This window comes from Rothia sp. 27098_8_27, from assembly GCF_041432805.1.
Lineage (GTDB): Bacteria > Actinomycetota > Actinomycetes > Actinomycetales > Micrococcaceae > Rothia > Rothia mucilaginosa.
The window spans coordinates 35697-62559 of record NZ_JAPWAJ010000005.1; the positions used below are offsets into that span (position 1 = coordinate 35697).

Sequence of the window (26863 nt, forward strand, 5' to 3'; positions counted from 1 at the left end):
GAGATTCTAAGATGCTCGACAACAAGCCCTTTAAGGACATCGAAAAGCAGGTGAAGCACGTTATTGACCTGCTCAATCAGGAGGGTGCCCGCAAGAAGGCTATCGCCCTGAAGCCTTTCGTTCCCGCTGAGCCGCTTCCGCAGACTGCCTCCAAGTTTGGTGGCCGCCCGTACCTGCCCGCTGGCGAGTTGCCGCCGACCAATGAGAAGGGTGAGCCGCTGGGTATGATTGCGCAGATTAACTGCGCTGACCTGCCCGAGAACGACCTTTTCCCGACCACTGGCATGCTGCAGTTCTGGATTAACCCGAACGATGACGAATGCATGTGGGGTTACGACTACGAGAACCCGCTGTCGCAGAAGAACCATCGCGTTATCTACTACGAGACCCTGGGCGAGCCGAACCCGGATGCACCGTTCCCGAACGTGGATTGGGATGAGGGCGGCTGGCCCATCGGCGGTTTCGACTGTGAGAGCGGCCCGCTCGAGATTGAGTACGGTGTGACCTTTGAGGTGCGCGAGCAGGGTGTGACCGCCTCCGGCTACGACTACTACGACGTTTTCGGCGCGAAGTGGGATGAAACCTACCCGGATGAGAAGCTGCCCGAAGCGCACGAGAACCCGTACAGGAACCAGCCGCGCCGCGAGGCCATCTATGAGCTGACGGAGCCTTTCGAATCGGATGAAGAGTACTCCCACATGGGCGGATACCCGTACTTCGTGCAGAATGACCCGCGCGACGAGTTCAAGGAGCTGCGCGGCCACACGGTGAACCTGCTGACTATCGTCTCCGAATCGGAGAACGAGGAGAACGAAGACGAGGAGATTGAGATCATGTGGGGTGACGCCGGTGCGGCGAACTGGCTGATTACTCCGGAGGCGCTTGCCGCCCGCGACTTCTCGCAGGTCGTCTTTGAGTGGGCTTGCGGCTAAGAATTAGCGGTACAACTTTATGCAGGAATGTTGTGAATTTATTCTTCGCAACGTCATAACAACATCATGGCAAGACTTGTCATGATGTTGTTATGATGCGCTGTCTTCATCACTCTTAGAATTTTGAAAACACCGGAATTGCAGGCTAAAACTGGGCATTCCTGTCGGTCTCATTGACCGCGCATCATAACAACCGTCATAACAACTTCTGTTATGACGGCTGATATGATGCCCCGCTAAGACCCGTACGGCAGTCCCCGCTCACCAAAAATAGCCCCGTCATAATCCGCAATAAACGACATATAGGTACCCGCACTTGGTGCACCCCGCCGCGGGTGGCACAGTATAAAGTCGAGCCACTATCGAATCCCCGCCCATCCCCGGCGGGCAGATACACCAGGAGCAAACCAATGGCTGAACACACTTTCGGCTTCCGCACCCGCGCACTGCACGCGGGCGGCACCCCCGACGCCGAGCACGGATCCCGCGCGGTCCCCATCTACCAGACCACCTCCTTCGTCTTCAAAGACGCTGACGACGCCGCGAACCTCTTCTCCCTGCAGAAGTACGGCAACATCTACTCGCGCCTGTCCAACCCGACCGTCGCCGCGCTGGAGGAGCGCATCGCCTCCCTCGAAGGCGGCATCGGTGCGGTAGCGACCGCCTCCGGCATGGCTGCCGAGTTCATCACCTTCGCGGCTCTGTGCCAGCAGGGCGACCACATTGTGGCTTCTTCCCAGCTGTACGGTGGCACCGTCACCCAGCTGGACGTGTCCCTGCGCCGCTTCGGCATTGAGACCACCTTCGTGCCCGGCACCGACCCCGCCGACTACAAGGCGGCACTGACCGAGAACACCAAGGCGATCTACACCGAGATCGTGGCGAACCCCTCCGGTGAGGTTGCCGACCTGGAAGGCCTCGCAGAGGTCGCCCACGAGGCGGGCATCCCCCTGGTCGTGGACGCAACCCTGTCCACCCCCTACCTAATCCGCCCCATCGAGCACGGCGCGGACATCGTCATTCACTCGGTCACCAAGTTCCTGGGCGGTCACGGCACCACCCTCGGCGGTATCGTCGTCGAGTCCGGTCGTTTCAACTGGGGTAACGGCAACTTCCCGTCCATGACCGAGCCGGTTCCCTCCTACAACGGCGTGTCCTGGTGGGGTAACTTCGGTGAGTTCGGTTTCCTGACCAAGCTGCGTTCTGAGCAGCTGCGTGACTTCGGTCCGTCGCTGAGCCCGCAGTCCGCGTTCAACCTGCTGCAGGGTGTTGAGACCCTGCCGCAGCGTATGGACGCGCACCTGGCGAACGCTAAGCAGGTTGTCGCCTGGCTGGTTGAGGATCAGCGTATCGCCTACGTGAACTACGCCGGTCTGGAAGACCACCCGCACCACGAGCGCGCGAAGAAGCTGCTGCCGCTGGGCGTCGGTTCCGTGTTCTCCTTCGGCGTGAAGGCGACCGAGAAGGCTTCCGGCCGCCTGGTCGGTGGCGAGTTCATTGGCGCCCTGCAGCTGGCAAGCCACCTGGCGAACATTGGTGACGCCCGCACCCTGGTGCTGCACCCGGGTTCGACCACGCACCAGCAGCTGACCGCTGAGCAGCTGGCTGCTGGCGGTGTCGGTGAGGACCTAATCCGCATTTCCGTGGGTCTGGAAGACGTTGAAGACATCATTTGGGACCTGGATCAGGCGCTGACCTACGCAACCGGCCTGAACCACGCCGGTGAGCGTGTGGGCGAGTCCAGCGCAGACAAGGTTGTGGAGGCTGAGGAGGCGGTCGCCGCCGCTAAGGCCGCCGAGGACGCTGCCGCCGCTGAGGCTGCTGCTGGCGCATCCTGCTCCCTGCCTACTACCACTCAGGAGGAGAAGTAATGACTGAGAAGCGTACCTGGGTGGGTCCTTCCGCCCCTGAGCGTCTGAACATTCTGCGTAATACCCGCACGATCGCGATTGTGGGTATGAGCGATAAGATTTCGCGTGCCTCGTACTTTGTGGCAACGTATCTGCAGTCGGCGTCGCCGTACAAGCTGTATTTTGTGAACCCGATTCTGGCGGCGAAGGGCAAGCTTGTGCTGGGTCAGCCGGTGTACCCGGCGCTGCAGGACCTGCCGGAGGTTCCGGATCTGGTGGAGATTTTCCGCCGTAATGAGGACCTGCCGGGCGTGGTTCAGGAGGCTGTTGACCTGGGCGCGAAGACCGTGTGGATGCAGCTGGGCTCTTGGAGCGAGGAGGCTGCCGCGATTGGTGAGGCAGCCGGCCTGAACGTGGTGATGGATAAGTGCGTGAAGATTGAGCATGCGCGTTTCCACGGTGGCCTGCACCTGGCTGGTTTCAACACGGGCGTGATTTCTTCGAAGCGTCAGGTGCTGTCGAAGTAAGCAGCCTGTGCTGTGTAAGCCGCTGCGGCTTGTAATTACAAAAAATCAGGCGCTCGTTAGCGTTTGAATGGAAGGGGGCGTACCCGGGGACCATCCCGGGTGCGCCCCTCCTTCTTTGATAGTGGTACAGTGACATAAGTAACCAGAAGGTAACAGGATAAAATGCCGAGTCTCCTTGAGGAGAGAGCGGCTCAGTGTTATTGTTGTAGTAACAGCCCCCCCTCCGCCTCTGGGTTTACCTAAGCGCATCTCGAGGGGGTCCTTTTTTACGTACTTGGTTCTACGGCGAACTAAAAGCAAGGAGCATCAAGACTGTGCGTATGGAAACGCAAGTATTTCTGCCTTCAATTAAGAAAAGGCTGGAATATATGGTGTCTAAAGGATATTTTTCTGAGGAACCTGTATTGGCTAGCGGCGACAGTGACATGTTGGAATATACAAATTTCCACTATTTGTTGGGGTACTGCCGTAATTACCATAAACTCAAGAAAGAAGGGGCTATACCAGGTAAGCCAGCCCTTTCAGAAGTCTTGGATATAGTCCGTATGGATACACAAGTTTCATCATTAATCTATAACTACTTAAGGCAGGCTGAGCAGGCGCTACGTACCGCATGGGTGCATGTTTTTTGTGATGAACGTAGCCCCTTCGAGTATCTCAATCCAGATGCTTATTACTCTACGAATCAGAACAAGACGGGGGAAACACTCACAAGGGATATGATGCGGCATATCCTGCGATACCGTGAACCCTATGTTCGTGAGCGGATTGAAAAATGGTGGAAATCTTGCTCTAGAGATCCCCACACACGGTTGGAACATTTGGAAGACTGGGGAGATATCGAAGAGCTTCGAAAAAAGATGCAGAGAGAACTCCCTCTATGGTCAGTTGTGGATTCGTTCTCTATGGGGGTTCTTTCTCGTGCAGTTAGTCAGAGCATCTTAGTCGCTGCAGAGGAATCTGTAGACATTGAAAAGATGATGCTCTATAAAAAGACTGCGGAATATATGGGGATAAACCATAAGCACTTTGAGGGCCGTCTTAAGTCTCTAACCACTCTGAGAAACCGGGTAGCTCATGGTTCTCGTCTCTGGATGATGCCAACGACTGACACCTCTGCGAAGCCAAAAATTTTTAAGAAGGACCTCCGCGAGGCGGACCGGAAGGGTATGCTGGTCAGCTTCGCTAACGTTGCTCTCCTGCAGGGAAACGCTCGTCGTCAGCGGGAAGCTTGGGACGCGATAAAGGCTCTAGTGGAGCAGAATCAAAGCTACTGCGTTGGCGTAGGTTCGCAGAAAATCTTCGAAAAACAGCGATAGTCCTGCAGCTACCTTGCATTATGATGCTGGCGTTCTCGTGGGACTAAGAGAGGGGCGTACCCGGGGTGATTCCCGGGTACGCCCCTCCTTCTATGCCCGGTGTAATGCCCGGTGTAGTGCCGGGTGTAGTGCCCGGCAGGGCATCCGGCGTGTTTGGGCGAGATTGAGGGCGCAGCATCGCCCCTAGTGGAGGGCAGTTCAGCTTTAAGGTAAACCTACCCTTATGTTCTGGGGTGCTGAGCCGGTATCCTAGTGTGGAGCCCGGCGGCCGGTACTCAGCACACACGCGTACCGACCGCCGGGTTTTCCTCTCTTGCAGATTGTGACGGAATATTACGTTGAATTCTTTCCCACCGGGAATAGCTGTACGATAGCCAGCGTTGTACCCGCAGAGTAAGGGGCACACCGCATGATGCCCCCGGGTTAGCGCAGAGTGACAACCCGCACCTACAAGAGCATCGACTACGACGCAAAGGAAGAAACATGTCCGCAATGATTAACCGCCGCACCGTCCTCGCAGGCACCGCCTTCACCGGCCTGGCTGCACTGCTCGCAGCGTGCGGTTCGTCCAGCAGCAGCACCGCATCCAGCACCAACAAGCTGGAGGCTATCAAATCTGCCGGCAAGATCCGTGTGGGCCTGGAGGGCACCTACCGCCCCTTCTCCTTCCACGACTCGAACGGCGCCCTGGTCGGTTTCGAGAAGGAAATCATCGACCTGGTCGCTAAGGATCTGGGTGTGACCGCAGAGTTCACCGAAACCCCCTGGGATTCGCTGATCGCCGGCGTGGACGCTGACCGCTACGACATCGTCATCAACAACGTTTCTGCAACCGACGAGCGTAAGCAGAAGTACGACTTCTCCGTACCCTACCTGTACTCCGAGCCGAAGGTCGCCGTGAAGAAGGACTCCTCCCTGCAGAACGTGAGCGAGATTTCCGGTCACTCCTCGGCGCAGTCTGAGACCTCGAACTTCCGTAAGATGGTGGAGGCGAAGGGCGCCTCGATCGTGGTTGTTTCCGGTTTCGACGAGGCTATCGAGCAGGTCCTCTCGGGCCGTGCAGAGATGACCGCGAACGACTCCGTGTCCTTCGCTGAGTACTTCAAGGAGCACCCGGACGCTAACCTGCGCCTGCTCTCCGGTGACCTGGGCACCGGTAGCAACTCCTCCATCCTGCTGCCTAAGGGCCAGGACGCCTTGCGTAACGCTATCGACGAGTCGCTGAAGAAGCACCTGGGCAACGGTGACATCAAGGCGATTTACGAGAAGTACGTGGGCGAAGACCTCTCCCCGAAGAACTAATTAAAGGAGCTGAGTTCCGTTCATGGAACGCTACCTGAATCTTTGGGCTGAGTCCCTGCCTCAGCTGCTGGGCTCGACCCTGGCAGTGACTATTCCGCTGTCGCTGATTTCCTTCGCGCTGGCGCTGCTGGTGGGCATTGTGTCTGCTGGTGCGCGTACGAGCCGCTTCGCCCCGGTGAACTGGCTGGCCTGGCTGTATATCTGGGTCTTCCGCGGCACTCCGCTGCTGGTTCAGCTGTTCATCGTCTTTTACGGCCTGCCGAAGGTCGGTATTGCCCTGGACGTGTGGAGTGCCGCGATCATCACGATGAGCTTGCACACCGGCGCGTACGTGGCGGAGACGTTCCGTTCCGCGGTGGCGGCTATTCCGCGCGGCCAGTTTGAGGCGGCGGCAACCCTGAACTTCACCCGCATGCAGACCCTGCGCCACGTGGTCATTCCGCAGGCGGTGCGTATTGCGCTGCCGAACCTGGGCAACAACTTTATCGACCTGATTAAGGGCACTTCGCTGGTGTCGGTCATTTCGATGGTTGACCTGTTCCAGACCGGTAAGCAGATCGCGTCGCGTACTTTCGAGCCGCTGGCAATGTACTCCGAGGTCGCCATCATTTATCTGGTGATTTTCACTCTGCTGACCGCCGCACAGTCGGCGCTGGAGAAGTACAGCAACCGTTACGTGAGGAGCAACAATGCTTAGCGTTGATTCCCTGTCGAAGAGCTTTGGCGATACGCAGGTGCTCAAGAACATCAGCCTGGACATCCCCGACGGTGAGACCACGGTGATTCTGGGCCCGTCCGGTAGCGGTAAGTCCACTCTGCTGCGCTGCCTGAACCTGCTGGAAACCCCGCAGTCTGGCACGCTCACCATTGACGACGCGCAGGTGGATTACAGCCAGAAGCTCACCGACGCGCAGGTGCGTGATATTCGTTCCCGGTCGGCGATGGTGTTCCAGCAGTTCAACCTGTTCCCGAACTACACGGCGCTGAAGAACGTGGCGCTCGCCCCGACCCTCAACGGCACCCTGAATGCTCAGCAGGCGCAGGAGCGTGCTCGCGAGCTGCTGGCGAAGGTGGGTCTTGCCGACAAGGTGGATTCCTACCCGGACGCTCTCTCGGGTGGTCAGCAGCAGCGTGTGGCGATTGCCCGCGCCTTGGCGTTGGAACCCTCCTACCTGCTCTTTGATGAGCCGACGAGTGCGCTGGATCCCGAGCTGGAGGCGGAGGTGATCCGCGTGCTCATGCAGCTGGCGAAGGAGGGCCGCTCCCTGGTCATCGTGACGCACAATATGGCGTTTGCGAAGAAGGTCGCGGATCGTATCGTGTTCCTGGAGAACGGTACCCTGCGTTATAACGGTGAGCCGGCCGGTTTCTTTGCTTCGGATGATGAGCGTATCCGTAAGTTCTTGACGGTGTACGACAGCACCGAGTACACGATTTAGTCGTACTGCATATAGTAAATATGGGCTGGTTTCTGCCGGTCAGATAATCATCTGACGTGCGGAAACCAGCCCATATTCTATATTCAGCATATATTCGTTCTACTCTGAAAGCTTCTTCGAGCGGCGGTACTCCTCCAGCTGCTCAGGACTGACCACCTGTAGCTGGTCGGTGAGCGGATTACCCGGCGACCAGCCCTCATCCTGAACCGAGTTCTCTTCACGGTTGAAGAAGGTGAGCAGGCGGGGGCGGTGCACCTGAAGGCCGCCCGGGGTGGTCGGCAGCTGCCAATTCTTCATATGGGAGAGCACACCAAACACCAGGCACAAGAGAATAGACAGTGCCATCGCCAGGTTAGGGCGGTGGAACAAGCCGGTTACCAGAGCGGTTTCAGAAGCACCCATAAACGCGACCGTTGCGTACAGGGAGTTGCCGCCAAAGATCGCCGGAATGCGGTTGACCATAATGTCACGGATAACGCCGCCACCGACCGCGGTGGTGATGCCCAGGGCGATGGCGGGCAGCCAGTGCAGGCCCAAATTCAGGGACTTAATGGTGCCGGTTGCAGCCCAGCATCCCATGCCAACGAAGTCGACAACGAGCATGGTTCGGGTCGCCCAGCGGGCACTCAAATCGATGCTGTACGCAAGGATGGAAGAAACGATAGCACCCACCCAGTAGCCGCCGTCAGTGAGTGCCACGGGCAGTCCGGAGTTCAGTAGGATGTCACGAATCATACCGCCGCCCATGCTGCAGGCGACCGCGAGCAGCAGGAAGCCCACAATGTCGAATCGGAAGGCGCGCGCTACAGCACCACCGAGCAGGCCGTTAGCGACAACGGCGGCAATGTCGACGATGCGGAATACCTGATCTGGGTCAAAGAGCTCGTGCATGGGCGTTCTCCTGCGTACGTGATGCGTGTGCTGTGGGTGTCGGTAGGGGAAGTGCGCGCTACGGGGGGTCGGGTGACGACGTTATCACCGCATCCGGCTCTGTCTGCCTGTGCGCGTACCTGAATTGGCACCGATTTATTGTAGACCCGCCGCTGCCTCTGCTCCTAGTTGAAAGGTGCTCATGACGAGCTCTGAGACGTAACGGAGAAGCTTGTGGGCGCGCTAAAAGATGGGCGTAGAATGAGTGAATCTCCACCCCCCAATGCTGTGAGGCGCGACCTCACTATTTTGTGGTGCGCACAGTCGGGGGCGGTAGGTACGACACACAACATTCACGATCATATAGTTCATAGAATCTAGGGTTTATGACCTCATCTTCTTCTGCCCCCACTCATCCAGATAGCTACGGGACGAAACGCACCCTTCTGCTGTACATCACGCTCAGCGCTCTCATGGCGTGTACTGCCCTCGCAACGGATATTTTCCTGCCGGGCGTTCCCGAAATCACCGCGGAACTCGGTTCCGGCGAAGAACTCATGATTACCAGCTTCCTGCTGGGTTTCGCGTCTGCGCAGCTGATTCTGGGCCCGGTGAGCGACCGTGTGGGCCGTAAGATTCCACTCTCTGCGGGCATGATTGTTTTTGCCCTCGGCGCCGCATGGTGTGCTGTTGCTGACACCATGCCGGAGCTTATCATCGCCCGTATTCTGCAGGCGGTTGGTGCCTGCACCGGCCCGATGCTGGCGCGCGCTATCGTGCGTGACCTCTACGAGGGAACTCGCGCCGCGCAGGTGCTCTCCACGCTCATGCTGATTATGGCGCTCGCCCCGATTCTCGGGCCGCTCATGGGTGGCTTCCTGGTGGTGGCTGGCGCTGGACTTTCTGGGCTATTGCTGCCGTAGCGCTCGTTATATTCGGGCTGATTCTGTTCCTGCCCGAGTCCCTGCCCCCGGCTAAGCGCGATAGCGGCTCGATTCTTTCGGCGTTCGTGAACTATCCCGTGCTTTTTAAGAACGGCCCGTTCATGCGTTACGTGCTGTGCGTGTGTTTCTACTACATTTCCATTTACGCGTTTATCACGAACTCTTCGACCGTGTACATCACCCACTTCGGCGTGGACCCGCGCTACTACGGTCTGCTGTTCGGCATGAACATGATTGGCGTGATGAGCCTGACCGCTTTCAACAAGCGGTGGGTGAAGAGCTACAGCCTGCGCGGCATCCTCAAGGTCGCGACCCTGGTCGCCACTGTGGCGGGTGTGGCGCTTGCTACCACCGCCGTGACCGGTGTGGGTGGCCTGCTGGGTGTGGTGGTCACGGTGTTCTTCGTGTTTGGCATGAACGGTGTGGTGGCTGCCTGCACGAATGCCGCGGCGCTGAACTCGGTGGAGCCCGCTATCGCCGGTACGGCTGCGGCGCTGCTGGGTTCTTTCCAGTACGGTAGCGGCATCATTTCTTCGCTACTGTTAGCATTGAGCCCCCTGAATGCGGTGGAGTCTATGGCAATCATGATGTTTGCCGGTGCGGCGCTGTCGGCGCTCATGGTGTGGCTACCCTCCCGTAAGCGGAGCGCTCGCTAAGCTGGGTCTAAACGAATACTAGAGGCATGTGGCCCGGTCGTTTGATAGACCGGGCCACATCGCAAATCGTTATCTGCGTAAGGTGAAAGGAGCCGCCGTGACGGTATCGCGTGACGAAGTTTTCGAAATCCTGCGGGGCGTGGTGCCCCGCCTGGAGGAGGCGCTTCCCGGCTGGTCGGTGCGCCCCAACATCACGGGTACCGGCGCGGTGGGGCTCTACCTGGACGGCCCCGCAATCTACCAGGACGGCGAGCCCCTGGCCGGCGTGAACGCCGAGGGTGAGCCGGTCGTTCGGCACCTGTGCGGTACGATTCAGACCGCCGACCGCGGTCTGCCGCAGGAGCTCGGGCAGGTGCGCTACCAGTACATCCTGGGCGTGAGCGTGGCGGAGCACGAGAGCGAGTATCCCGAACTGGCCGACCTGGCGAGCGTGGGGGAGCCGAGCTGGGTTCCTGCGTTGAGGGCCCTGGAGGTGCTGGTGGAGTCCGAGGGTCGCGAGGCGCTGTTCATCAGCCGCGGCGGGTACGTGCCGGGTCGCCGCGCCCTGGGTAAGCGCCGTGTGGCGCTGCGGCGCGAGTTCTTCCCCGGTAAGCCCTGGCTGGGTTTGGGCACGATTGACTGGTGTGCGGGCGTGCGCTCGACCCCGGTGTACGCCGAGGATTTGATGGCTCTGGTGGCCGCGGCGACGCGCTTGGCGAACGGCTGGGATGCCGCCCTGCGAGCGGACTCGGCGACCAGCTGAAACAAAAGTAGCTAAAACAAAGCGGCGCATCCGACCCGCAAAGGGGTGGACGCGCCGCTTGTTTCAAGCTCTAACGCTTAGTGGGTTTAGCCCAGTGCCTCAGTTAGCCTGAACGGGTCGAGCCGTATGAGAATTGCCTTATCGATAGCATGCAAGGGTGATGCATCCTGCTGCCTCTACGGGGGCGTAGCCGTAGCGTTTGTAGAGCGCAATGGCGTGATCACTAGCGGTGTCGGTAGTAATGAGTCGCTGTCGAATGTCTTCTCGGTCAAAGTCCTCAATGACACGCTTTAGAAGCGCAGAACCAATGCCCTGTCGTTGGGCGTGCGGATGCACTAGGAGATCCTGAATGTAGGCGATAGAGTGTCCGTCCCCGACGGCGCGGACTAGCCCGACGAGCCGTCCCGTTCCGTCCGTGGTTGCCTCTCGTGCGGTGTAGAGATACCGGGACCCTTCCACCATCGGGATGAGGCGTTCGGGCGTTTTGGTATAGGCACTCCAGCCCACAGAATCGTAAAGCTCAGTAAGTTCTTCCACGCTGGGAAGGGGGCTGGTGGAGTCCAAAATACAGTACCGCATACAGGCATTGTATAGCGCCAGATCGGGGGAGTTAGGGAACTGCCGTCCAACACGTTTTTAGCTAGTGCAGGGCATAATCTGGGCATAAAGTAAGCGGCGCATCCGACCCGTAAAGGGGTGGATGCGCCGCTTGTTTCAAGCTCTAACGCTTAGTGGGTTTAGCCCAGTGCCTCAGCCAGCTGGATGCCCTGTGCCACGCCACCGAGGGTTGCAGCAATACGGATCAGGTCGTTGACCTGCTCCTTGGTTGCGCCCTCTTCACGCAGGGTGTGCTCGTGAGCCTCAACGCAGTGGGAGCAGCCGTTGACTGCGGACACTGCCAGAGCGAACATTTCGAAGTCCAGCTTCTCAATGCCACCGTTCTTACCGATGATCTGCATACGCAGGTTTGCGCGCTGGTCATCGTATGCACCGTTCAGGAAGCCACGGGTGCGGTAGAAGATGTTGTTCATGCCCATGATGGATGCAGCGCCCAGAGCAGCCTCGTAAGCGGTGTCGCTCAGGTGCTCCTTAGCCTCTGCAGCAATCTCAACAACAACAGAGTCAACCTTGGTTGCTGCTGCGGTTGCGAGGATTGCGCCCCAGAGCTGCTGCTCGGACAGGGAGGTGATGCGGGGCAGGGAGGACAGGTTGAGGTTCATGTCCTTCGCGTAGGAAGGCAGAGCCGAACGCAGGTTATCGATGCTCATGGATTACTTCATCTCCTTGAATGCGTCGATGGTTGCTGCACCCTTCTTCCAGTTGCATGCGCACAGCTCGTCGGACTGCAGTGCGTCCAGCTGGCGGAGCACCTCGTCGGTGTTACGGCCGACGGAGTCAGCGGTAATGGAGACCGACTGGATGGTGTTGTGGGGGTCGATGATGAAGGTTGCGCGGTCTGCAACGCCGTCCTTGTTCAGGATGCCCAGTGCTGCGGTCAGTTCGCGCTTGAGGTCGGATGCCATGACGATGGGCAGGTCCACGAGCTCTTCGTGGGAGCGGCGCCATGCGTAGTGGGTGTACTCGTTGTCAACGGAAACACCGATCACCTGGGTGTCGCGTGCCTCGAACTCGTCAGCGAGCTTGCCGAATGCTGCAATCTCGGTGGGGCAAACGAAGGTGAAGTCCTTCGGCCAGAAGAAGACGACGCGCCAGGTGTCTTCGTCCAGACCCTCGGAGGAGACGGTGGTGAAGTAGTCTTCGGGCTTGGTTGCTTCGATGTCAGCCAGCTTACCGGGGACAACGCCGGTGAGCTCGTATGCGGGGAACTGGTCGCCGATGGTCAGAACTGCCATAGTGTTCTTCTTTCTGCTTTGTGCCGCGCGGATTCGTTGCGCGGCGCTTGTTCTAAATGGTGCCCATTGGGCGGGCTCGATAACTATTTTATTATGAATAATTCATAATAATCAAGTGATGACGCATTAAAACAGAAGTGTTTAACTATGATTTGCATCACCGAGCATTCTAGGATGCTCACAAAAGCTTTTCCGGCGCACAAACCCCAGGGGTTAAGCTCGAATCATGACCCCCGAACACAGTAACTTCCCAGAACACAGTGACTTCTCAGAACACAGCGAATATGTAGAGCCCAGCCAGCCTGAACTCATTACCGAACGCCTCACCCTGCGCCACCTGCGCGAGGCGGATATCCCCAACATCGTGGAATCCTGCCGCGACGAAGAAACCCTCCGCTACACCCGCATTCCCTTGAACTACACGCGCGCCGACGCCGAGGACTACCTGCTCACCACTGCCCGCCAGATTGCCGCCGGGCAGATCCAGCGCTGGGCGATTGACGCTTCCGGCGTGTTTGCCGGAACCATTGAATTGCGCCTGGCTGACGGTACCCCCGAAAGCCCCGGAACCCGCGCCGAACTGGGCTATTACGCCGCCCCGAAGGCGCGCGGCAAGGGCTACATGACCGAGGCGCTGCAAGCCATCCTCGGCTACGCTTTCGACCCGCTCGGGTTGGGTCTTGATACCGTCCGCTGGACCGCCCTGGCGGGTAACGAGGCATCCGAACGAGTGGCGGTTAAAGCGGGTTTCACCGGCATCTACGACGATATTGACCCGAACTCCGGCCGCCCCGACGAGAACGGTCACCCGGTGCAGCATCGGGTACGCCGCGCCGATATGACCCGCGCGCAATTCGCGGCGCTCTGGGCTAACTAGGCTCGGAGGCTATCTAGCTACCGAATGCCGAAGCCGCGGAACGAGCTGCTCGGCTCCTCCCACTCGACGAGTACCTCATCCACGCGCCCGGCGGTGTCGTCACCGCGCAGCACATCCACCAGGCGAGCGCAGGAGGCGGCGGTACCTTCCGCGACGACTTTCACGCGCCCGTCGTCGAGGTTTTCGGCGTAGCCGGTCAGGCCCATGGGCTTGGCGGTTCCGGCGCACCACCAGCGGAAACCCACACCCTGCACTTTGCCGCTGACGAAAGCGACGAGGCGGATTTCGGCGGGTTCTGCCGGGGTGCGGTCGGTGAAGAAATCAAAGAAACCCATGGGTCCTCCCGGGGTCATCTCATTGTGAGTGGTCTGATGGGGGTGAGCGCCGGTGGTGGCGCCCGGATTAGCTTCTATAGCTTCAGTCTAGAGGGTGCGGGGTGCCTGTCGCCTGGTTGCCGCGCACACACGCCGTGAAGAGCTGAATAAGGGTAAAGCAACCGAAGCTGCGCCCTGAAAAGGAGTAACATTAGGGACATTCACTTAGCGGCAACGCTGAACACACAGGCATCTACCCGCATACAACCCATCCCCTGGAGGATCATTGAGTTCACGCCCTAAAAAAGCGCCTCTCGTCGGTAACCCGGCGAAGGCACCCTACAAGCCCTGGCCTGCTCTCTGGTCCCTGGTTGTTGGCTTCTTCATGATCCTGGTGGATGGCAATATCGTCACCATCGCCCTGCCGCACATGCTGCAGGATTTGGAGGCGTCCCTGTCGGCGGGTATGTGGGTGACGAGCGCCTACCTGCTGGCGTATGCGGTGCCGCTGCTCATTACCGGTCGTATGGGTGACCGCTTCGGTCAGAAGAACCTGTACATGATTGGTATGGGTATTTTTACGCTCGCCTCCCTGTGGTGTGGTCTGGCGGCGGACGTTGAATCGCTCATCGCTGCCCGCGTGGTGCAGGGCCTAGGCGCATCGCTGATGACCCCGCAGACGATGTCTCTGATTACGCTGATGTTCCCGCCGAATGCGCGCGGTGTCGCCATGAGCATTTGGGGTGCGACGGCGGGTGTCGCCTCGCTGGTCGGCCCGATTCTGGGCGGCGTGCTGGTGGACACCCTTGGCTGGGGCTGGATCTTCTTCATCAACATTCCGGTTGGCCTGGTCGGCCTGTTCTTGGCGTGGCGTAACGTGCCGGTGTTCGAGCAGAAGAAGCACAGCTTCGACTGGTTGGGTGTGGTGCTTTCGGCGGTCGGCCTGTTCCTGCTGGTTTTCGGTATTCAGGAAGGCGCCACCTACGACTGGGGCACCATCACTGACTCGTTTATGGGTACCGGTATTGCGGTGAGCGTGTGGGGTCTGATTATTGCCGGCATTCTGGTGCTGGGCCTGTTCATCGGGTGGCAGGCCATTAACCCGCGTGAGCCGCTGGTTCCGCTGAGCCTTTTCAGTGACCGTAACTTCTCCGTGTCGAATGTGGCTATTTCCGCTATGGGTGTGGTTGCTATCAGCATGGCGTTCCCGCTGACCCTGTACCTGCAGCAGGTGGAGGGTCTGGACCCGACCCAGGCCGCGCTGATGACCGCTCCGATGGCGTTGTTCTCGGGTGCGTTGGCACCGGTGGTGGGTGCGCGTCTGAACCGTAACGACCCGAAGTGGATTGCGGTGATTGGTTTTACGCTGATGGTTGTTGGTTTTGCTCTGTTGCGCCCGACGATGGTTGCGGAAGGCAACCTGTGGCTGATGGTTGGCCCGATGATTATTCTGGGTGCGGCAAACGCCTGCATTTGGGGTCCGCTGTCGGTGTCGGCGACCCGTAACCTGCCGCCGCAGCGTGCCGGTGCCGGTTCGGGCGTGTACAACGAGACCCGCCAGATGGCGTCGGTGCTCGGGTCGGCTGCGATTACCACGATTATGGCTTCTGCAATTACCTCGCACCTGTCCGCGTTGGGCCCTGCTGCTGCGGCGGGCGGTAGCTCTCACGGCGGTGCTGCTGGAGGCGGCGTACTTCCGCAGATTCTGCGTGAACCCTACGCGGCGGCAATGGCGGATTCCATGATGCTTCCGCTGGTTGCTGCGGCAGTGGGTGCGGTCGTGTGCCTGTTCTATGCCTCCATGAAGACCTCCGAGGCGAAGGGCGCCGCACAGAACGCTGGGGCAGAGTCTGAGGCAGAAAACACTAAATAGAGGCTTATCAGAGCGCTTTTACGGCATAAGCGGTGCATAGCCTGAGATACGGTGCAAATACTGGGACAAGCTATATACGCTCTGTGTATGATGAAGCGGGTCACCGTCGAACAGAAGGGGAGCCAAGAATGGTTCCTTTGCCTCCACCGGAGGGTTCGGCAGTGACCCGCTGTCTTTTAAACGCCGTGCTCACTTGCGGCACACCGGCTGCACACCGGCGACAGCGACACATATGACCACCGCACCGCGTGGCTTGGCTACCGTTTGATACTTCTACTCACCAGAGATGCACTGTACGCAACGTCAGATGGAGCAATCTAACGCGCGGTCAAAACACGAAGAGAGATCCCATGTCTTTTCTGACCTCAACTCGCGTAGTGCGTACTGCGCTCGCCTCGGCAGCCCTGCTGGTGCTCAGCTCGGTTGCAGCTCCCGCAGCGCAGGCGTACAACCCCGATATTGACGGTGACGGCATCCCCAATACCTGGGAAATGAAGGGCTACGACGCCGACGGCGACGGCAAGGTAGACGTGGACTACCCCGGCATGGGCGCTAACCCGCTGAAGAAGGACCTCTTCGTCGAGATGGACTACATGCCCGGCCTGCTCGCTAGCGAGGAAGAGCTCGACCGCATCACCGAATCCTTCGCGCAGTTGCCCCTCCGCAATCCGAACGGCACCACCGGCATCAACATTCACCTGGACGCCGGTAGCGCCCGCAGCGCTAAGTACAACCTCGGCGGCGGCAACGAAGTGGCGCACGAACAGCTCGACAACACCATGACCAAGTGGGCCGAAATCCGCTCCAAGAACATGGACCCCAACCGTGAAAGCGTCTTCCACTACATGATTTGGGGTGACGCCTACGATGAGTACGGTTCCTCCGGCCTGGGCTACGTGGGTGGCCGCGGCTTCATCGTGACCGTCGGCCCGCGCTTCTGGGGCAAGTCTGCAACCTCCGACGTGCGCGTGGGCACCTTCATCCACGAGCTGGGCCACAACCTCGGTCTGGGTCACGGCGGCACCGATGACGTGAACGACAAGCCGAACTACCTGAGCGTCATGAACTACATGTACCAGATCTACGGTGTGCGCCGCGCCAGCGGTGAGCTGAAGTTCAGCTACTCGACCCGCACCTACAAGACCCTGGACGAGAACAATCTGGACGAACGCGCCGGCTTCGGTCGCAACGTCTACGGCTGGCTGTACTTCCGCAAGCCCGCCTGGGAGGGTATCGACTTCAACGGCAACGGCAAGATTGATGACGAGCCGGTGTCGGTCGACCTGAACGGTGACGGTCAGCTGACCGAACTAACCGCCCCGAACGATATGGCGACCCTGAAGTTGCAGGCTGAGGGTACCGAGGCGCAGGGCGGCGTGTACCGTTCCGAGAAGCACCTTTCGGCTGAGATCGACCACAACGAAATGACTGCTGACCTGGCTCGCTCCAAGGGCATGGTTCCCGCGAAGGACTAGCCTTTAGCGACTGTCGGCGGTAACCGATACGCTGAGCCTTAAATAGGGCGAGGGGCCCGGCATCCATAACGGATGCCGGGCCCCCGGTGTTTAAATTCCGCTGTCTTAGCGGGTCATTTCCTTTAGCGGCTAATGGTCGCCGAAGCGCGCAAACCAGCCAGATCCTGGAAGGTGTACTCGCCACCCTCGGTCAGCTGCATTGCGACGTTACCGCTGGTGATCTGAGCGGTGGTGGTCAGGGTGTAGCTGGAGGTCACCTCGGTGAAGTACACCGGAACCAGCGACGCCAGCACCTGCGCGTAGCTCACGCCGTCCTTCGCGGTGGCTTCCAGGTAGTCGGAGGTGCGGATGTCCAGTACGCCGGTCCAGACGTTGTCTTCGATGACCGGCTCGTAGAACTTCGCAGTGTATGCGATGCCGTTGAACGCCGCCACGGCGGGGTTGTTGGTCTTTGCGCCGCCCGCACTCTTGGCGAGTGCCGGGATCTCAACGTCGTTCTCGGTGTCCCACAGCAGCGGGTCGGTGACGTCCTCGGCGGTGGGGAAGGTGAATTCGAAGGTCACCTGCAGGTGCGCCTGAGGGTACAGCCAGGAGCTGCCCTGGAACTCGCCCTTGGAGTTGATGGGTGCGGAAATCCACAGGCCCGCACCACCGTACAGGCCGGCGCCGACGCTACCGCCGGGGGTGAAGGTGCCGCCGCCGCGGCTCTGCGGGGTGGTGGAGGTTGCGGTGATGTTGGGTACCTGCACGGTGTAGGAGTCCAGGCCGTAGCGGGTATCAAAGTCGTTGGCGGGGTTCGAGTTGAACGCCTGAGTGAAGACACCGAACTTCAGGGTCGGGGTTTCCTGCGCATCGGTGGACGCCGCGTAGGCGGGTACTGCCGCTGCGGTCGCGATGACGGGGGTGCTCCACGCGGCACCCTTGATGAGTGCGCGGCGGTTCAGGCCATTAGTGGTGTTCGAGGAAGAAGTCATGGGATCTCTCTTGTCATTAAGAATGTGGTGATGCATGTGATTTGAATTACTGATACTCTAATGTAATTCAGCTCATCTTCAAAATTATCTCAACTTTTACCTCAATGTATGAACATTACGGCACCCAGCTCACCTAGCGCGTGAAACGGGAGCATCATGGAAACCGTGGAGAACGCCCTCCCGGAAAACTCCATCGAAACACCACCGGTCACCACACACTAAGGAACACAACATGGCATTTCTGAAGAGCGCACGCGTCACGCTTGCCTCCCTCGCAGTGCTCTGCCTGGGCACTATCGCAGCCCCCGCAGCAAACGCCTACAGCCCCGACATCGACGGCGACGGCATCCCCAACACCTGGGAACTGAAGGGCTACGACGCCGACGGCGACGGCAAAATCGACGTCGACTTCCCCGCAATGGGCGCAGACCCCAACCACAAGGACATCTTCGTCGAGATGGACTACATGGCAGGTCTGCTGCCCAGCGAAGACGAGCTGGACCGCATCACCAAGATTTACGCCGACCTGCCCATGCGCAACCCCGACGGCACCACCGGCGTGAACATCCACCTGGACGCAGGTAGCGCCCGCAGCGCCAAGTACAACCTCGGCGGCGGCAACGAAATCAGCTACCAGGCACTCGACAGCGAATTCAAGGCGCTCCACCGCATCAAGGCGACCGAAGGTAAGTTCAACCCCGCCCGCGAAGGCACCTTCCACTACATGATCTGGGGCGACTACTACGACAACAGCTACTCCTCCGGTATCGCTAACTTTGGCGGTCGTAACTTTATGGTCACCGTCGGCCCGCACTTCTGGGGCGAGGCAAGCAGCAACATCCGCGTGGCAGTGTTCGTGCACGAGCTCGGCCACAACCTCGCACTGAGCCACGGCGGCTGGGACGAAATCAACTACAAGCCCAACTACTACAGCGTCATGAACTACCAGTACACCCTCACCGGCGTGCCCATGGCTGACGGTAGCCGCTACTTCGGCTACTCCACCGCCGAATACCGCATGCTCAACGAGGCGAAGCTGTACGAGGCGCGCGGCTTCGGTCCCCGCGCGGCTGGCTTCCTGTACAAGGGCAAGCCCGCCAACCAGCCGATTGACTTCAACGGTAACGGCAAGATCGACACCGAGCCGGTGTCCGTGGACCTGAACGGTGACGGCATGATCACGAACCTGGGTGCGGCAAGCGATGTGAAGATGATCCGCTTCCAGGCGACCGAGCACCCCGAGAAGGACAAGGGCCCCGAGCACATTGAGCCGAGCGGCATTACCGCCGAACACGCTCGTTCGCTGGGCCTGATTAAGTAGGCTGAATAGGCGGTGCAACGCCGACAAAGAGCCCTGTCAGCTCAGTAAAATGGCATAGCAAAAGGTGCGGATACCGAATCATCATTCGGTATCCGCACCTTTACTCTATGTAGATTTTAGCTCAGCGCAGCTCTCAGCTCAGCGTGTAGCTCAGCAGCAGAGCCTAGACAGCCTCGCTCACGCGGCCGGTATCCACCAGCACCTGCGCAATGTGGCCCAGCGCCTCCTCATTCTGCAGCGAAGAAACATCGCCCAAAGAACGGCCCTGGTACAGCTCACCGAGCAGACGGCGAGTAATCTTACCCGAACGGGTCTTCGGGATATCGGCAACCGCCACAACATCCTTCGGCTTAGCAATCGGGCCAATGTGCTCACGCACGTGTGCGGTCAGCGCCGCCTTAAGCTCATCCTCAGTCAGGTCCTTACCCTCATCGGTGAGCGTCACGTAGGCGACCGCCTGGTGACCGGTCAGCTCATCCTCCACGGGGCAGACACCAGCCTCCACCACGGCAGGGTGAGTCACCAGAGCCGACTCAATCTCAATCGTGGACAGGCGGTGACCCGAAATGTTAATCACGTCATCAATACGGCCGAGGATGTACACGTTACCCTCTTCGTCTTCCTTCGCGCCGTCGCCAGCGAGGAACCAGCCGCGCTCGCCGTAGTGGCGCCAGTAGGAATCCAGGTAACGCTGCGGGTTCTGCCACACGGTACGAGCCATGGACGGGCCAATCTTATCGACCACGATGAAGCCCTGCTTGCCGGGTTCGACCGGGTCGCCGTGCTCATCCACCACGCGGGTGGATACGCCGGGAACGGCGCGGGTAGCGCAACCGGGCAGGGGAGTGCAGTGCGGGGTGCCCTCCGGGTAGGTGCCCTCGGGCGCGAATGCGGGGTCGTGCGGGCGCGGGGAGCACACGGTCGAACCGGTTTCAGATTGCCACCAGGTGTCGATGAACGCCGCGGTGCCGCCGCCCACGTGCTGACGCAGCCAGCGCCACGCCTCCGGGTTAATGGATTCACCCACCGAGCCGAGCAGACGCACGGTCGAGAAGTCGTACTTGCCGGGCTCCGGGCCGTTCGGGAACGCACCCATGAGGGAGCGAATCAGGGTCGGCGCGGTGTAGTAGTTGGTCACGCCGTAGCGTTCGATGACCTCGAAGTGGCGACCGTAGTGCGGGGTGTTCGGGGTACCCTCGTAAATCACCTCGGATACGCCGTTAACCAGCGGGCCGTAGATTTCGTAGGTGTGCGCGGTCACCCAAGCGAGGTCGGCGGTGCACCAGTGAACGGTGGACTCAACCTTTTCCGGGTTATTAACAGCCGACAGCTCGTCGGGGCGCAGCACGCCGTTCTCATCCACGTAATCCGGCAGCAGATCGTACAGCAGTGCGTGGGTGTACGCGGTCTGCACCAGGTATCCAGCCATGGTGTGCACCAGACCCTTGGGCTTACCGGTGGTGCCGGAGGTGTAAATGATGAACAGCGGGTCTTCTGCGTCGTGCAGTTCGTAGGCGTGGGTGTCCGGCTGGTCGTCCACCAGGTCGTGGTACCAGACGTCGCGGCCCTCAGTCCACGGCACAGCGGCGTGCGCTACCGGGTCGGAGGCGCTGGTGCGGTCCACCACGATCACGTGCTCAATATTGTTCTCACCGGAGCACGCCTCGTCGGCGTTGACCTTCACGGGAACGACCTTGCCGCGGCGGTTCTGACCGTCGGTGGTGATGAGAACCTTCGCGCCGGTGTCTTCCACACGGAACTTCAGCGCCTCGGCGGAGAAACCACCGAAGACGAGGGAATGGATCGCGCCAATACGCGCGCAGGCGAGAGTGAAAATAATGGTTTCGGGGATGACGGGCAGGTAGATGACCACACGGTCACCCTTGCGCACGCCCAGGGACAGCAGGCCGTTCGCTGCCTTCGCGATGCGGCGCTGCAGCTCGGCGTAGGTGATGGCTTCGCGGTCGCCGGGCTCACCTTCAAAGTAGAGGGCGACCTTGTCGCCGCGGCCCGCCTCCACGTGGCGGTCCACGCAGTTGTAGGCGACGTTGAGCTTGCCGCCCTCGAACCACTTAATTTCGGGGATCGTGAACTGTTCGATGCCTTCCTCATCGAAGCCGAGGGACTTCGGCTTCTCGAAGCGGTGCGCGGTGTGCCAGGGCTCAGCCCAGGTGAGGCGCTGTGCCTGCTTCTCCCAGAACGCGACGCGTGCCTCGTCAGATTCGAGGGCGGGGTTCGGGGTGGGGTTCAGCGGGTCGGTGAACGAGTAGGGGGTGGGCAGTCCCATTATTCTCCCATCGGTTGCTGGCATTAGCACCCTTGCTTGCCGTGCCGCTGTCTGTGTGACCGTGGGGTCTGTGTGTGCGTTGGCGAGGGGGTTGCTGCGACGTCACGGAGCCAGGTCTCTCGGTCGCTCTGGATGGTTTGCCTTCTTAGTAAAGCGCGCTCCGGGCCAGGAAGCAAAGGAGCCCGTCATATTCGGAATGGTGAGTACCAGTTCGTAATATAACGACATATTTAAAGACCCCGCCCCGCGCTCACTGCTGTGGGGCGCGGGGCGGGGCACATCATCATCATTCAGTAGGCGACAGGTTTCCCCGCCGACTTCTTTCTCCGGCGCGTAGCGATGATTTGCTCACTGTCGGGAGCAACCACGCGGCGGACATCTCTCCTAAAACTCAGCGCGAACGCCGAGCCTTCTCTATTAGTTGCTGGGGTACTTCGCCTTCACCCAGCGCTCGAAAACGCCCACCAGCGCGTCGGTAATCTTACCGAGCACCGCCAGCGCCACAATAGCCAGTAGCAGGCGGTCGGTGCGGCCGTTGTTCTGCGAGTCGGTCAGCAGGTAACCCAGGCCCATGGATGCACCCAGCAGCTCGGCGGCGACCAGGAACAGCCACGCCTGAGCCAGCGCCAGACGCAGACCCGAAACGACCGACGGCAGAACCGCGGGAAGCTGAACCGTGGTGAACAGGCGCAGACCCTTCAGGCCGAAGGCGCGTGCCGCCTCCACAAGCTTGGGGTCAACGTGCGCCAGAGCCGCAGAAACCGTGGTGTACACCGGGAAGAATGCACCAATAGCAACCAGGGTCACCTTGGAATTCTCGCCGATACCGATCCACAGCAGAAGCAGCGGAACCCACGCCAGGGACGGTACGGCACGTAGCGCACCAATGGTCGGTGCGGCAATCAGACGCACCGGCGCAGACAAGCCAATCAGCGCACCCAGCACCAGGCCGAGCACGGCACCAATACCGAAACCAATCAGCACACGCTGAGTAGAAATCGCCACGTGGCGGCCCAGTTCGCCGCGCTGCGCCAGCTCAACACCGGCGCTGACCACACGGTCGGGGGAGGGCAGCTGAACCTGGGTGAACACGCCGTTCGTGCTCAGAATGTACCAGAGGGCAATCAGCGCCAGGGGAAGAATCAGGCCCAGGTACTGCTTACCGGCGAACGGGTTCGACGGCAGCTTCACGGAAGAGACACGCTTCTCGGCACGCTCAGCGCGAGCGCTGGAGGCGGCGGTAATCGTTGCGGCGGTCATTACTTCTCAACCACCTTTGCGATCTTCTCAACGGCTGCGCTGTCAGACTTCTTTGCGAACTGGTCGTCCACAATGCTGTTCAGTGCCTTGTCCACGTCAGACTGGGAGGGAACGTCGCCGGACTCCACCAGAATCGGGCCGACACCCTTGAGAACCTCAACCTGCTTAGCGCCCGGAACCGGGTCGATGTCCAGGTGGGTGCGCTCCATGACGACCTGAGCGGTCTCGTGCTTAATGCCGGACTCCTCCTCGACAATCTTCACAGCCTCTTCGGGGTTCTTCTTAGCCCAGGCGCGAGCGTACTCGTACACGTCCACGATGGTCTGTGCGGCGGTCGGGTTGGACTGAATGAACTTCTCGGTCGCGTTCAGGAAGCCGTAGGTGTTGAAGTTCAGGTTGCGGTAGAAGAGCACGTCGCCGCTTTCCACCTCGGCAGCAGCCATGATCGGGTCCAGGCCGCTCCACGCGTTGACCTGACCGTTATCCAGGGCGGTGCGGCCGTCGGCGTGCTGCAGGTTCTGAATGGTCAGGTCCGAAGCGGAAATACCTTCCTGCTTGAGTGCCTGCAGCAGCAGGAAGTACGGGTCGGTACCCTTGGTCACGGCAACGGTCTTACCCTTCAGGTCCGCAACCTTGGTGATGCCCGAATCCTTGCGGGTCACCAGTGCCGACCATTCCGGCTGCGAGTAGAGGCTAATGACCTTGATGGGGGAGCCATTAGCGCGTGCCAGCAGCGCCGCCGAACCGGCGGTCGAGCCGACATCAATATTGCCGCTACGCAGCGCCTCATTCGCCTTGTTCGAGCCGGCCGACTTGACCCACTCAACCTTCTTACCCTCGGCGGCGAGGGCGGTCTCAAGCCAACCCTTCTTGCGGATAATCAGGGACAGCGGGTTGTAGGTCGCGTAGTCAATGGTCACGGTGTTCTGATTGCCACCACCGGCAGCACCGGAGGCGTTAGCGGAACCGGAACCTTCACCGGCGCAGGCGCTGAGCAGAGTAGCAAAAGCGGCGGCTGCAGCAAGGGACTTGAGGGCGGTACGGCGAGACGGGGAGTAAGTCATGATGAAATCTTTTCGCTTCTGAAGATGATGATGTGATGTGTAAGAAATGCGTTTCGTGGCGGCTTTAGGCGTTATCTTCCACGCCGAGCTCAGCCAGCAGTTCGCTGCGCAGCGCCGTGATCTCTGCATCGGCGCGGTCACGCGGGTGAGAACGGTCAACGGTCACAATGCGCTGGATGGTGGCGGGCGCCTCCGGGGTGTCCTTACCGAGGACAATCACCCGGTCAGAGAGGTACAGCGCCTCTTCCACATCGTGGGTGACCAGCAGAATCGTGGTCGGGTCTTGACGGTGCACGTCCAACAGCAAATCCTGCATGTTGATGCGGGTCAGCGCGTCCAGAGCACCGAAGGGCTCGTCGAGCAGTAGCACGCCGGGGTTGCGTGCGAGCGCTCGCGCCAGGGACACGCGCTGAGCCATACCGCCTGAAATTTCCTTGGGACGGTGGGTTGCGTATTCGCCCAGTCCGACCAGGTCGAGCAGGCGCGCTACGGATGCTGCGCCTTCAGATTTTTTGGTGCCCTGCGGCAGCCCGAGCGCCACGTTGTCGGCGACGGTGCGCCAGGGGAGCAGGCGCGGTTCCTGAAAGCCGATAGCTACGCGGGGGTCGAGGCCGGTCACTGCCTTCTCGCCGATACGCACGGTACCTGCGGTGATGCGGTTCAGTCCTGCTGCTGCACGCAGGAGGGTGGATTTGCCGCATCCGGAGGAGCCGATGACGGAGATAATCTCGCCGGGGGCTGCGGTGAAGGAGACTCCGCGAAGAACTTCGTGGGTTCCGCCGGGCACGGGGAAAGATTGTCCGACGTCTTCAAAGCTCAAGGGGACGGCGGCGGTGGATACGGCACGGCGGCCGTTCTTTTCACTGGTGGGTACGTCAGTTACTGCACTGTTGAGTGTCATGTCACTTCCATCGTTCCTGGCGTTAGCACCGGGGGCGGAAGAATCCGTGCCGGTTGCTGCGACGTCGTGGAGCCAGGTCTCTCAGTCGCTCTGGATGGTTTGCTTCTCCCACCCTATGGGCTGTGGTGTGCCTCAATCAACCCGGCGGGCGCGTATGAATTTCTATGACCGTATATTTCGCATTTATCACGAAATATTTCGGTTCCACGTCACAAAAAGATTTTTTCGTCACAAACGTGACCTCCCTCCCGCGTGCCCCGTACACTCAAACCACGAGATCATGAGTCCCGGCGCTAAGCTCTGGCTAGCCGGGCGGCAACCCTCTCCCGTAGCGGGGTGCCCCAGATGATGATCTGGCCTCAATGAAAAGAGGCAAGTACGGCGCGAACGCGCCACCTGCACGAAGGCCACCACCGAACGCAGAAGGCAAAAAGGAGGCGGCGCGCGGGGTGCAGGGCACTAACCCGATCCTCCCCGATCATTCGCGAAAGGAAAATCGATGGCTGAGCAGAAGAAGCGCATCGTAGTTAACGCATTCGAAATGACCTGCATTGGTCACCAGAGCTTCGACCTCTGGCGTCACCCGCGCTCCCGCGCAACCGAGTACAACACCATCAAGTACTGGACTGACCTGGCTAAGACCCTTGAGCGCGGCCTGTTTGACGCCGTGTTCATCGCTGACGTTGTTGGTATCTACGACGTGTACAAGAACTCTGCCGCTCCCGCCATTGAGGGTGCCGCTCAGGTTCCCGTGAATGACCCCGCAACCCAGATTTCTGCAATGGCTGCAGTGACCGAGCACCTCGGCTTTGGCGTGACTGCTGCCGCTACTTTTGAGCAGCCCTACACCCTGGCTCGCCGCTACGCCTCCCTCGACCACCTCACTGAGGGCCGCGTCGGCTTCAATGTTGTGACTTCTTACCTGCCTTCGGCTGCTGAGAACCAGGGCCTGCCCACCCAGATCCCGCACGACGAGCGTTACGAGATCGCGGACGAGTTCCTGGACGTCTGCTACAAGCTGTGGGAAGGCTCCTGGGAAGACGGCGCAGTAGTCAAGGACCGTGAGCGCGGCCTCTACGCTGACCCCTCCAAGGTCCACCCGATTGGCCACAAGGGCAAGTACTTCTCCGTGCCCGGCATCTCCCTGACCGAGCCGAGCCCGCAGCGCACCCCCGTGATCTTCCAGGCTGGTGCATCCAGCCGCGGCCAGAAGTTCTCCGGTAAGCACGCTGAGGCTGTGTTCATCAGCGCCCTGCGCCCGGACCTGACCCGCGTTGTGACCGACCGTATTCGCGCCGCTGCCGAGGAGCAGGGCCGTAGCCGTGACGACGTCAAGATCCTCGCAATGCTCTCCGTCATCGTGGATGAGACCGAAGAGAAGGCAAAGGCAAAGTACGAGGAGTACAAGAAGTACATCAACCTCGAATCTGCACAGGCTATCATCGGCGGCTGGTCCGGTGTTGACCTGTCCCAGTTCGACGAGGACGAGGTCCTGAACTACGTGCAGACCGAGTCGATTCAGTCCTTCCTGACCCCCTTCACCCTGCAGGCGAAGGACAAGAAGTGGACCCGCAAGGCCATCGCTGAGCACACCACCCTCGGCGGCATGGGCGATGTCATTGTTGGTGACCCGGTTCAGGTTGCTGACGAGCTGGAGCGTTGGATCGATGAGGGTGGCCTGGACGGCATCAACCTGGCATACCACGTCTCCCCGGGCTCCTTCGAGGACTTCATCGAGTACGTTGTGCCCGAGCTGCAGAAGCGCGGCCGCTACCGCACCGAGTACGAGGGCAACACCCTGCGTGAGAACATCTTCGGTAAGGGCCACACCAAGGTTGCTGACTCCCACCCGGCCGCTAAGTACCGCGGCGCATACGTGGGTAAGCCTTCGGCTGCTGACACCCCGGCTCGCGCAACCGCTGAATAAGCGTTGCCGCTGATGCGAACCGTGTAGGTGCGCTCAAACTTAACGATTGAAAACAAGAACGCCCGTTCTACTGGAGGATTTGTATCCCCGGCAGAGCGGGCGTTTCTTTGCGCTGTGCTTTCTTGATGCGGCACTTTCTTGACGTGGCGCGTTCTT

23 protein-coding genes, 1 pseudogene and 2 riboswitches are annotated in these 26863 nt (G+C 60.1%); of the genes and pseudogenes, 14 read left to right on the top strand and 10 right to left on the bottom strand.

The annotated features are described in order from the left end of the window. Positions 1-11 precede the first annotated feature (11 nt). The 7 genes from O3675_RS06595 to O3675_RS06625 all read left to right on the top strand — a co-directional run bounded on the left by O3675_RS06595 (position 12) and on the right by O3675_RS06625 (position 7369). Positions 12-932 carry a YwqG family protein gene (locus O3675_RS06595; RefSeq protein ID WP_371571650.1) on the top strand — a complete coding sequence of 307 codons (921 nt, stop codon included), beginning with the start codon at positions 12-14 and terminating at the stop codon, positions 930-932. Between the two features lie 410 nt (positions 933-1342). Further along, positions 1343-2803 carry an O-acetylhomoserine aminocarboxypropyltransferase/cysteine synthase family protein gene (locus O3675_RS06600; RefSeq protein WP_371571652.1) on the top strand — a complete coding sequence of 487 codons (1461 nt, stop codon included), beginning with the start codon at positions 1343-1345 and terminating at the stop codon, positions 2801-2803. Then, positions 2803-3309 carry a CoA-binding protein gene (locus O3675_RS06605; RefSeq protein ID WP_005507272.1) on the top strand — a complete coding sequence of 169 codons (507 nt, stop codon included), beginning with the start codon at positions 2803-2805 and terminating at the stop codon, positions 3307-3309. Before O3675_RS06600 ends, O3675_RS06605 begins: the two co-directional genes overlap by 1 nt. Before the next feature lie 320 nt (positions 3310-3629). After that, a complete protein-coding gene (locus tag O3675_RS06610; protein ID WP_070615447.1) occupies positions 3630-4628 on the top strand; it encodes an Abi family protein in 999 nt (332 codons plus the stop codon). A 483-nt stretch (positions 4629-5111) separates the two neighbouring features. Then, positions 5112-5930: a transporter substrate-binding domain-containing protein gene (locus O3675_RS06615; RefSeq protein ID WP_311469068.1), complete on the top strand. Its 819-nt coding sequence runs from the start codon at positions 5112-5114 to the stop codon at positions 5928-5930. 22 nt (positions 5931-5952) lie between these two features. After that, on the top strand, positions 5953-6627 hold the full coding sequence (locus tag O3675_RS06620; RefSeq protein WP_005509185.1) for an amino acid ABC transporter permease: 675 nt from the start codon (positions 5953-5955) through the stop codon (positions 6625-6627). After that, entirely contained in the window at positions 6620-7369 is a 750-nt protein-coding gene (locus O3675_RS06625) for an amino acid ABC transporter ATP-binding protein (RefSeq protein WP_005509186.1), read from the top strand. The genes O3675_RS06620 and O3675_RS06625 overlap by 8 nt, the downstream gene beginning before the upstream one ends. Positions 7370-7468: 99 nt before the next feature. Here O3675_RS06625 and O3675_RS06630 read toward each other — a convergent pair whose 3' ends face one another. Further along, positions 7469-8260, bottom strand: coding sequence for a trimeric intracellular cation channel family protein (locus tag O3675_RS06630; protein ID WP_371571655.1), 792 nt, complete (start codon positions 8258-8260; stop codon positions 7469-7471). Positions 8261-8712: 452 nt separating this feature from the next. Here O3675_RS06630 and O3675_RS06635 point away from each other — a divergent pair. Together O3675_RS06635 and O3675_RS06640 are read left to right on the top strand one after the other, a co-directional pair. Then, positions 8713-9839, top strand: a pseudogene (locus O3675_RS06635) (multidrug effflux MFS transporter). A gap of 97 nt (positions 9840-9936) precedes the next feature. Continuing rightward, positions 9937-10581, top strand: a complete 645-nt coding sequence (locus O3675_RS06640) for an L-alanine-DL-glutamate epimerase (protein WP_371571657.1) — start codon at positions 9937-9939, stop codon at positions 10579-10581. Between the two features lie 138 nt (positions 10582-10719). Here O3675_RS06640 and O3675_RS06645 read toward each other — a convergent pair whose 3' ends face one another. The 3 genes from O3675_RS06645 to O3675_RS06655 all read right to left on the bottom strand — a co-directional run bounded on the left by O3675_RS06645 (position 10720) and on the right by O3675_RS06655 (position 12434). Then, positions 10720-11160, bottom strand: coding sequence for a GNAT family N-acetyltransferase (locus O3675_RS06645; RefSeq protein ID WP_371571659.1), 441 nt, complete (start codon positions 11158-11160; stop codon positions 10720-10722). Positions 11161-11318: 158 nt separating this feature from the next. Further along, positions 11319-11849, bottom strand: a complete 531-nt coding sequence (locus O3675_RS06650) for a carboxymuconolactone decarboxylase family protein (RefSeq protein WP_049327399.1) — start codon at positions 11847-11849, stop codon at positions 11319-11321. A 3-nt stretch (positions 11850-11852) separates the two neighbouring features. Continuing rightward, entirely contained in the window at positions 11853-12434 is a 582-nt protein-coding gene (locus O3675_RS06655; RefSeq protein ID WP_005509190.1) for a peroxiredoxin, read from the bottom strand. A gap of 226 nt (positions 12435-12660) precedes the next feature. Here O3675_RS06655 and O3675_RS06660 point away from each other — a divergent pair, with 226 nt between their 5' ends. Next, positions 12661-13311 (top strand): GNAT family N-acetyltransferase, encoded by a 651-nt coding sequence (locus O3675_RS06660; RefSeq protein WP_371571661.1) that lies wholly within the window; start codon positions 12661-12663, stop codon positions 13309-13311. A 17-nt stretch (positions 13312-13328) separates the two neighbouring features. On the opposite strand, the gene O3675_RS06665 is transcribed toward O3675_RS06660, so the two are convergent. Then, a complete protein-coding gene (locus O3675_RS06665) occupies positions 13329-13646 on the bottom strand; it encodes an acylphosphatase (protein WP_303938200.1) in 318 nt (105 codons plus the stop codon). 265 nt (positions 13647-13911) lie between these two features. On the opposite strand from O3675_RS06665, the gene O3675_RS06670 reads away from it, so the two are divergent. Next, a complete protein-coding gene (locus O3675_RS06670; protein ID WP_371571663.1) occupies positions 13912-15498 on the top strand; it encodes a DHA2 family efflux MFS transporter permease subunit in 1587 nt (528 codons plus the stop codon). Positions 15499-15848: 350 nt separating this feature from the next. Then, positions 15849-16973, top strand: a complete 1125-nt coding sequence (locus O3675_RS06675) for a zinc-dependent metalloprotease family protein (RefSeq protein ID WP_371571665.1) — start codon at positions 15849-15851, stop codon at positions 16971-16973. Between the two features lie 122 nt (positions 16974-17095). Here O3675_RS06675 and O3675_RS06680 read toward each other — a convergent pair whose 3' ends face one another. Next, the gene (locus O3675_RS06680) at positions 17096-17947 is read right to left on the bottom strand and encodes a hypothetical protein (RefSeq protein ID WP_005507255.1); all 852 of its coding nucleotides are present in this window, start codon (positions 17945-17947) and stop codon (positions 17096-17098) included. 232 nt (positions 17948-18179) lie between these two features. Here O3675_RS06680 and O3675_RS06685 point away from each other — a divergent pair, with 232 nt between their 5' ends. Then, positions 18180-19268 (top strand): C4-dicarboxylate ABC transporter substrate-binding protein, encoded by a 1089-nt coding sequence (locus O3675_RS06685; RefSeq protein WP_314689653.1) that lies wholly within the window; start codon positions 18180-18182, stop codon positions 19266-19268. Positions 19269-19431: 163 nt separating this feature from the next. Here the strand turns inward: O3675_RS06685 and O3675_RS06690 are convergent, their stop codons facing one another. From O3675_RS06690 to O3675_RS06705, 4 genes are all read right to left on the bottom strand, one after another. After that, a complete protein-coding gene (locus O3675_RS06690; protein ID WP_371571667.1) occupies positions 19432-21555 on the bottom strand; it encodes an AMP-binding protein in 2124 nt (707 codons plus the stop codon). Between the two features lie 417 nt (positions 21556-21972). Further along, positions 21973-22815 (bottom strand): ABC transporter permease, encoded by an 843-nt coding sequence (locus O3675_RS06695; RefSeq protein ID WP_049350468.1) that lies wholly within the window; start codon positions 22813-22815, stop codon positions 21973-21975. Further along, entirely contained in the window at positions 22815-23879 is a 1065-nt protein-coding gene (locus tag O3675_RS06700; protein WP_371571669.1) for an aliphatic sulfonate ABC transporter substrate-binding protein, read from the bottom strand. The genes O3675_RS06695 and O3675_RS06700 overlap by 1 nt, the downstream gene beginning before the upstream one ends. A 64-nt stretch (positions 23880-23943) precedes the next feature. Beyond that, positions 23944-24780, bottom strand: a complete 837-nt coding sequence (locus O3675_RS06705; protein WP_049327389.1) for an ABC transporter ATP-binding protein — start codon at positions 24778-24780, stop codon at positions 23944-23946. Between the two features lie 4 nt (positions 24781-24784). Next, positions 24785-24881: riboswitch (SAM riboswitch) on the bottom strand. A gap of 175 nt (positions 24882-25056) precedes the next feature. Continuing rightward, a riboswitch (SAM riboswitch) is annotated at positions 25057-25165 on the top strand. Positions 25166-25279: 114 nt separating this feature from the next. Here O3675_RS06705 and O3675_RS06710 point away from each other — a divergent pair. After that, positions 25280-26707, top strand: a complete 1428-nt coding sequence (locus O3675_RS06710; protein ID WP_371571671.1) for an LLM class flavin-dependent oxidoreductase — start codon at positions 25280-25282, stop codon at positions 26705-26707. Positions 26708-26863: the final 156 nt, after the last annotated feature.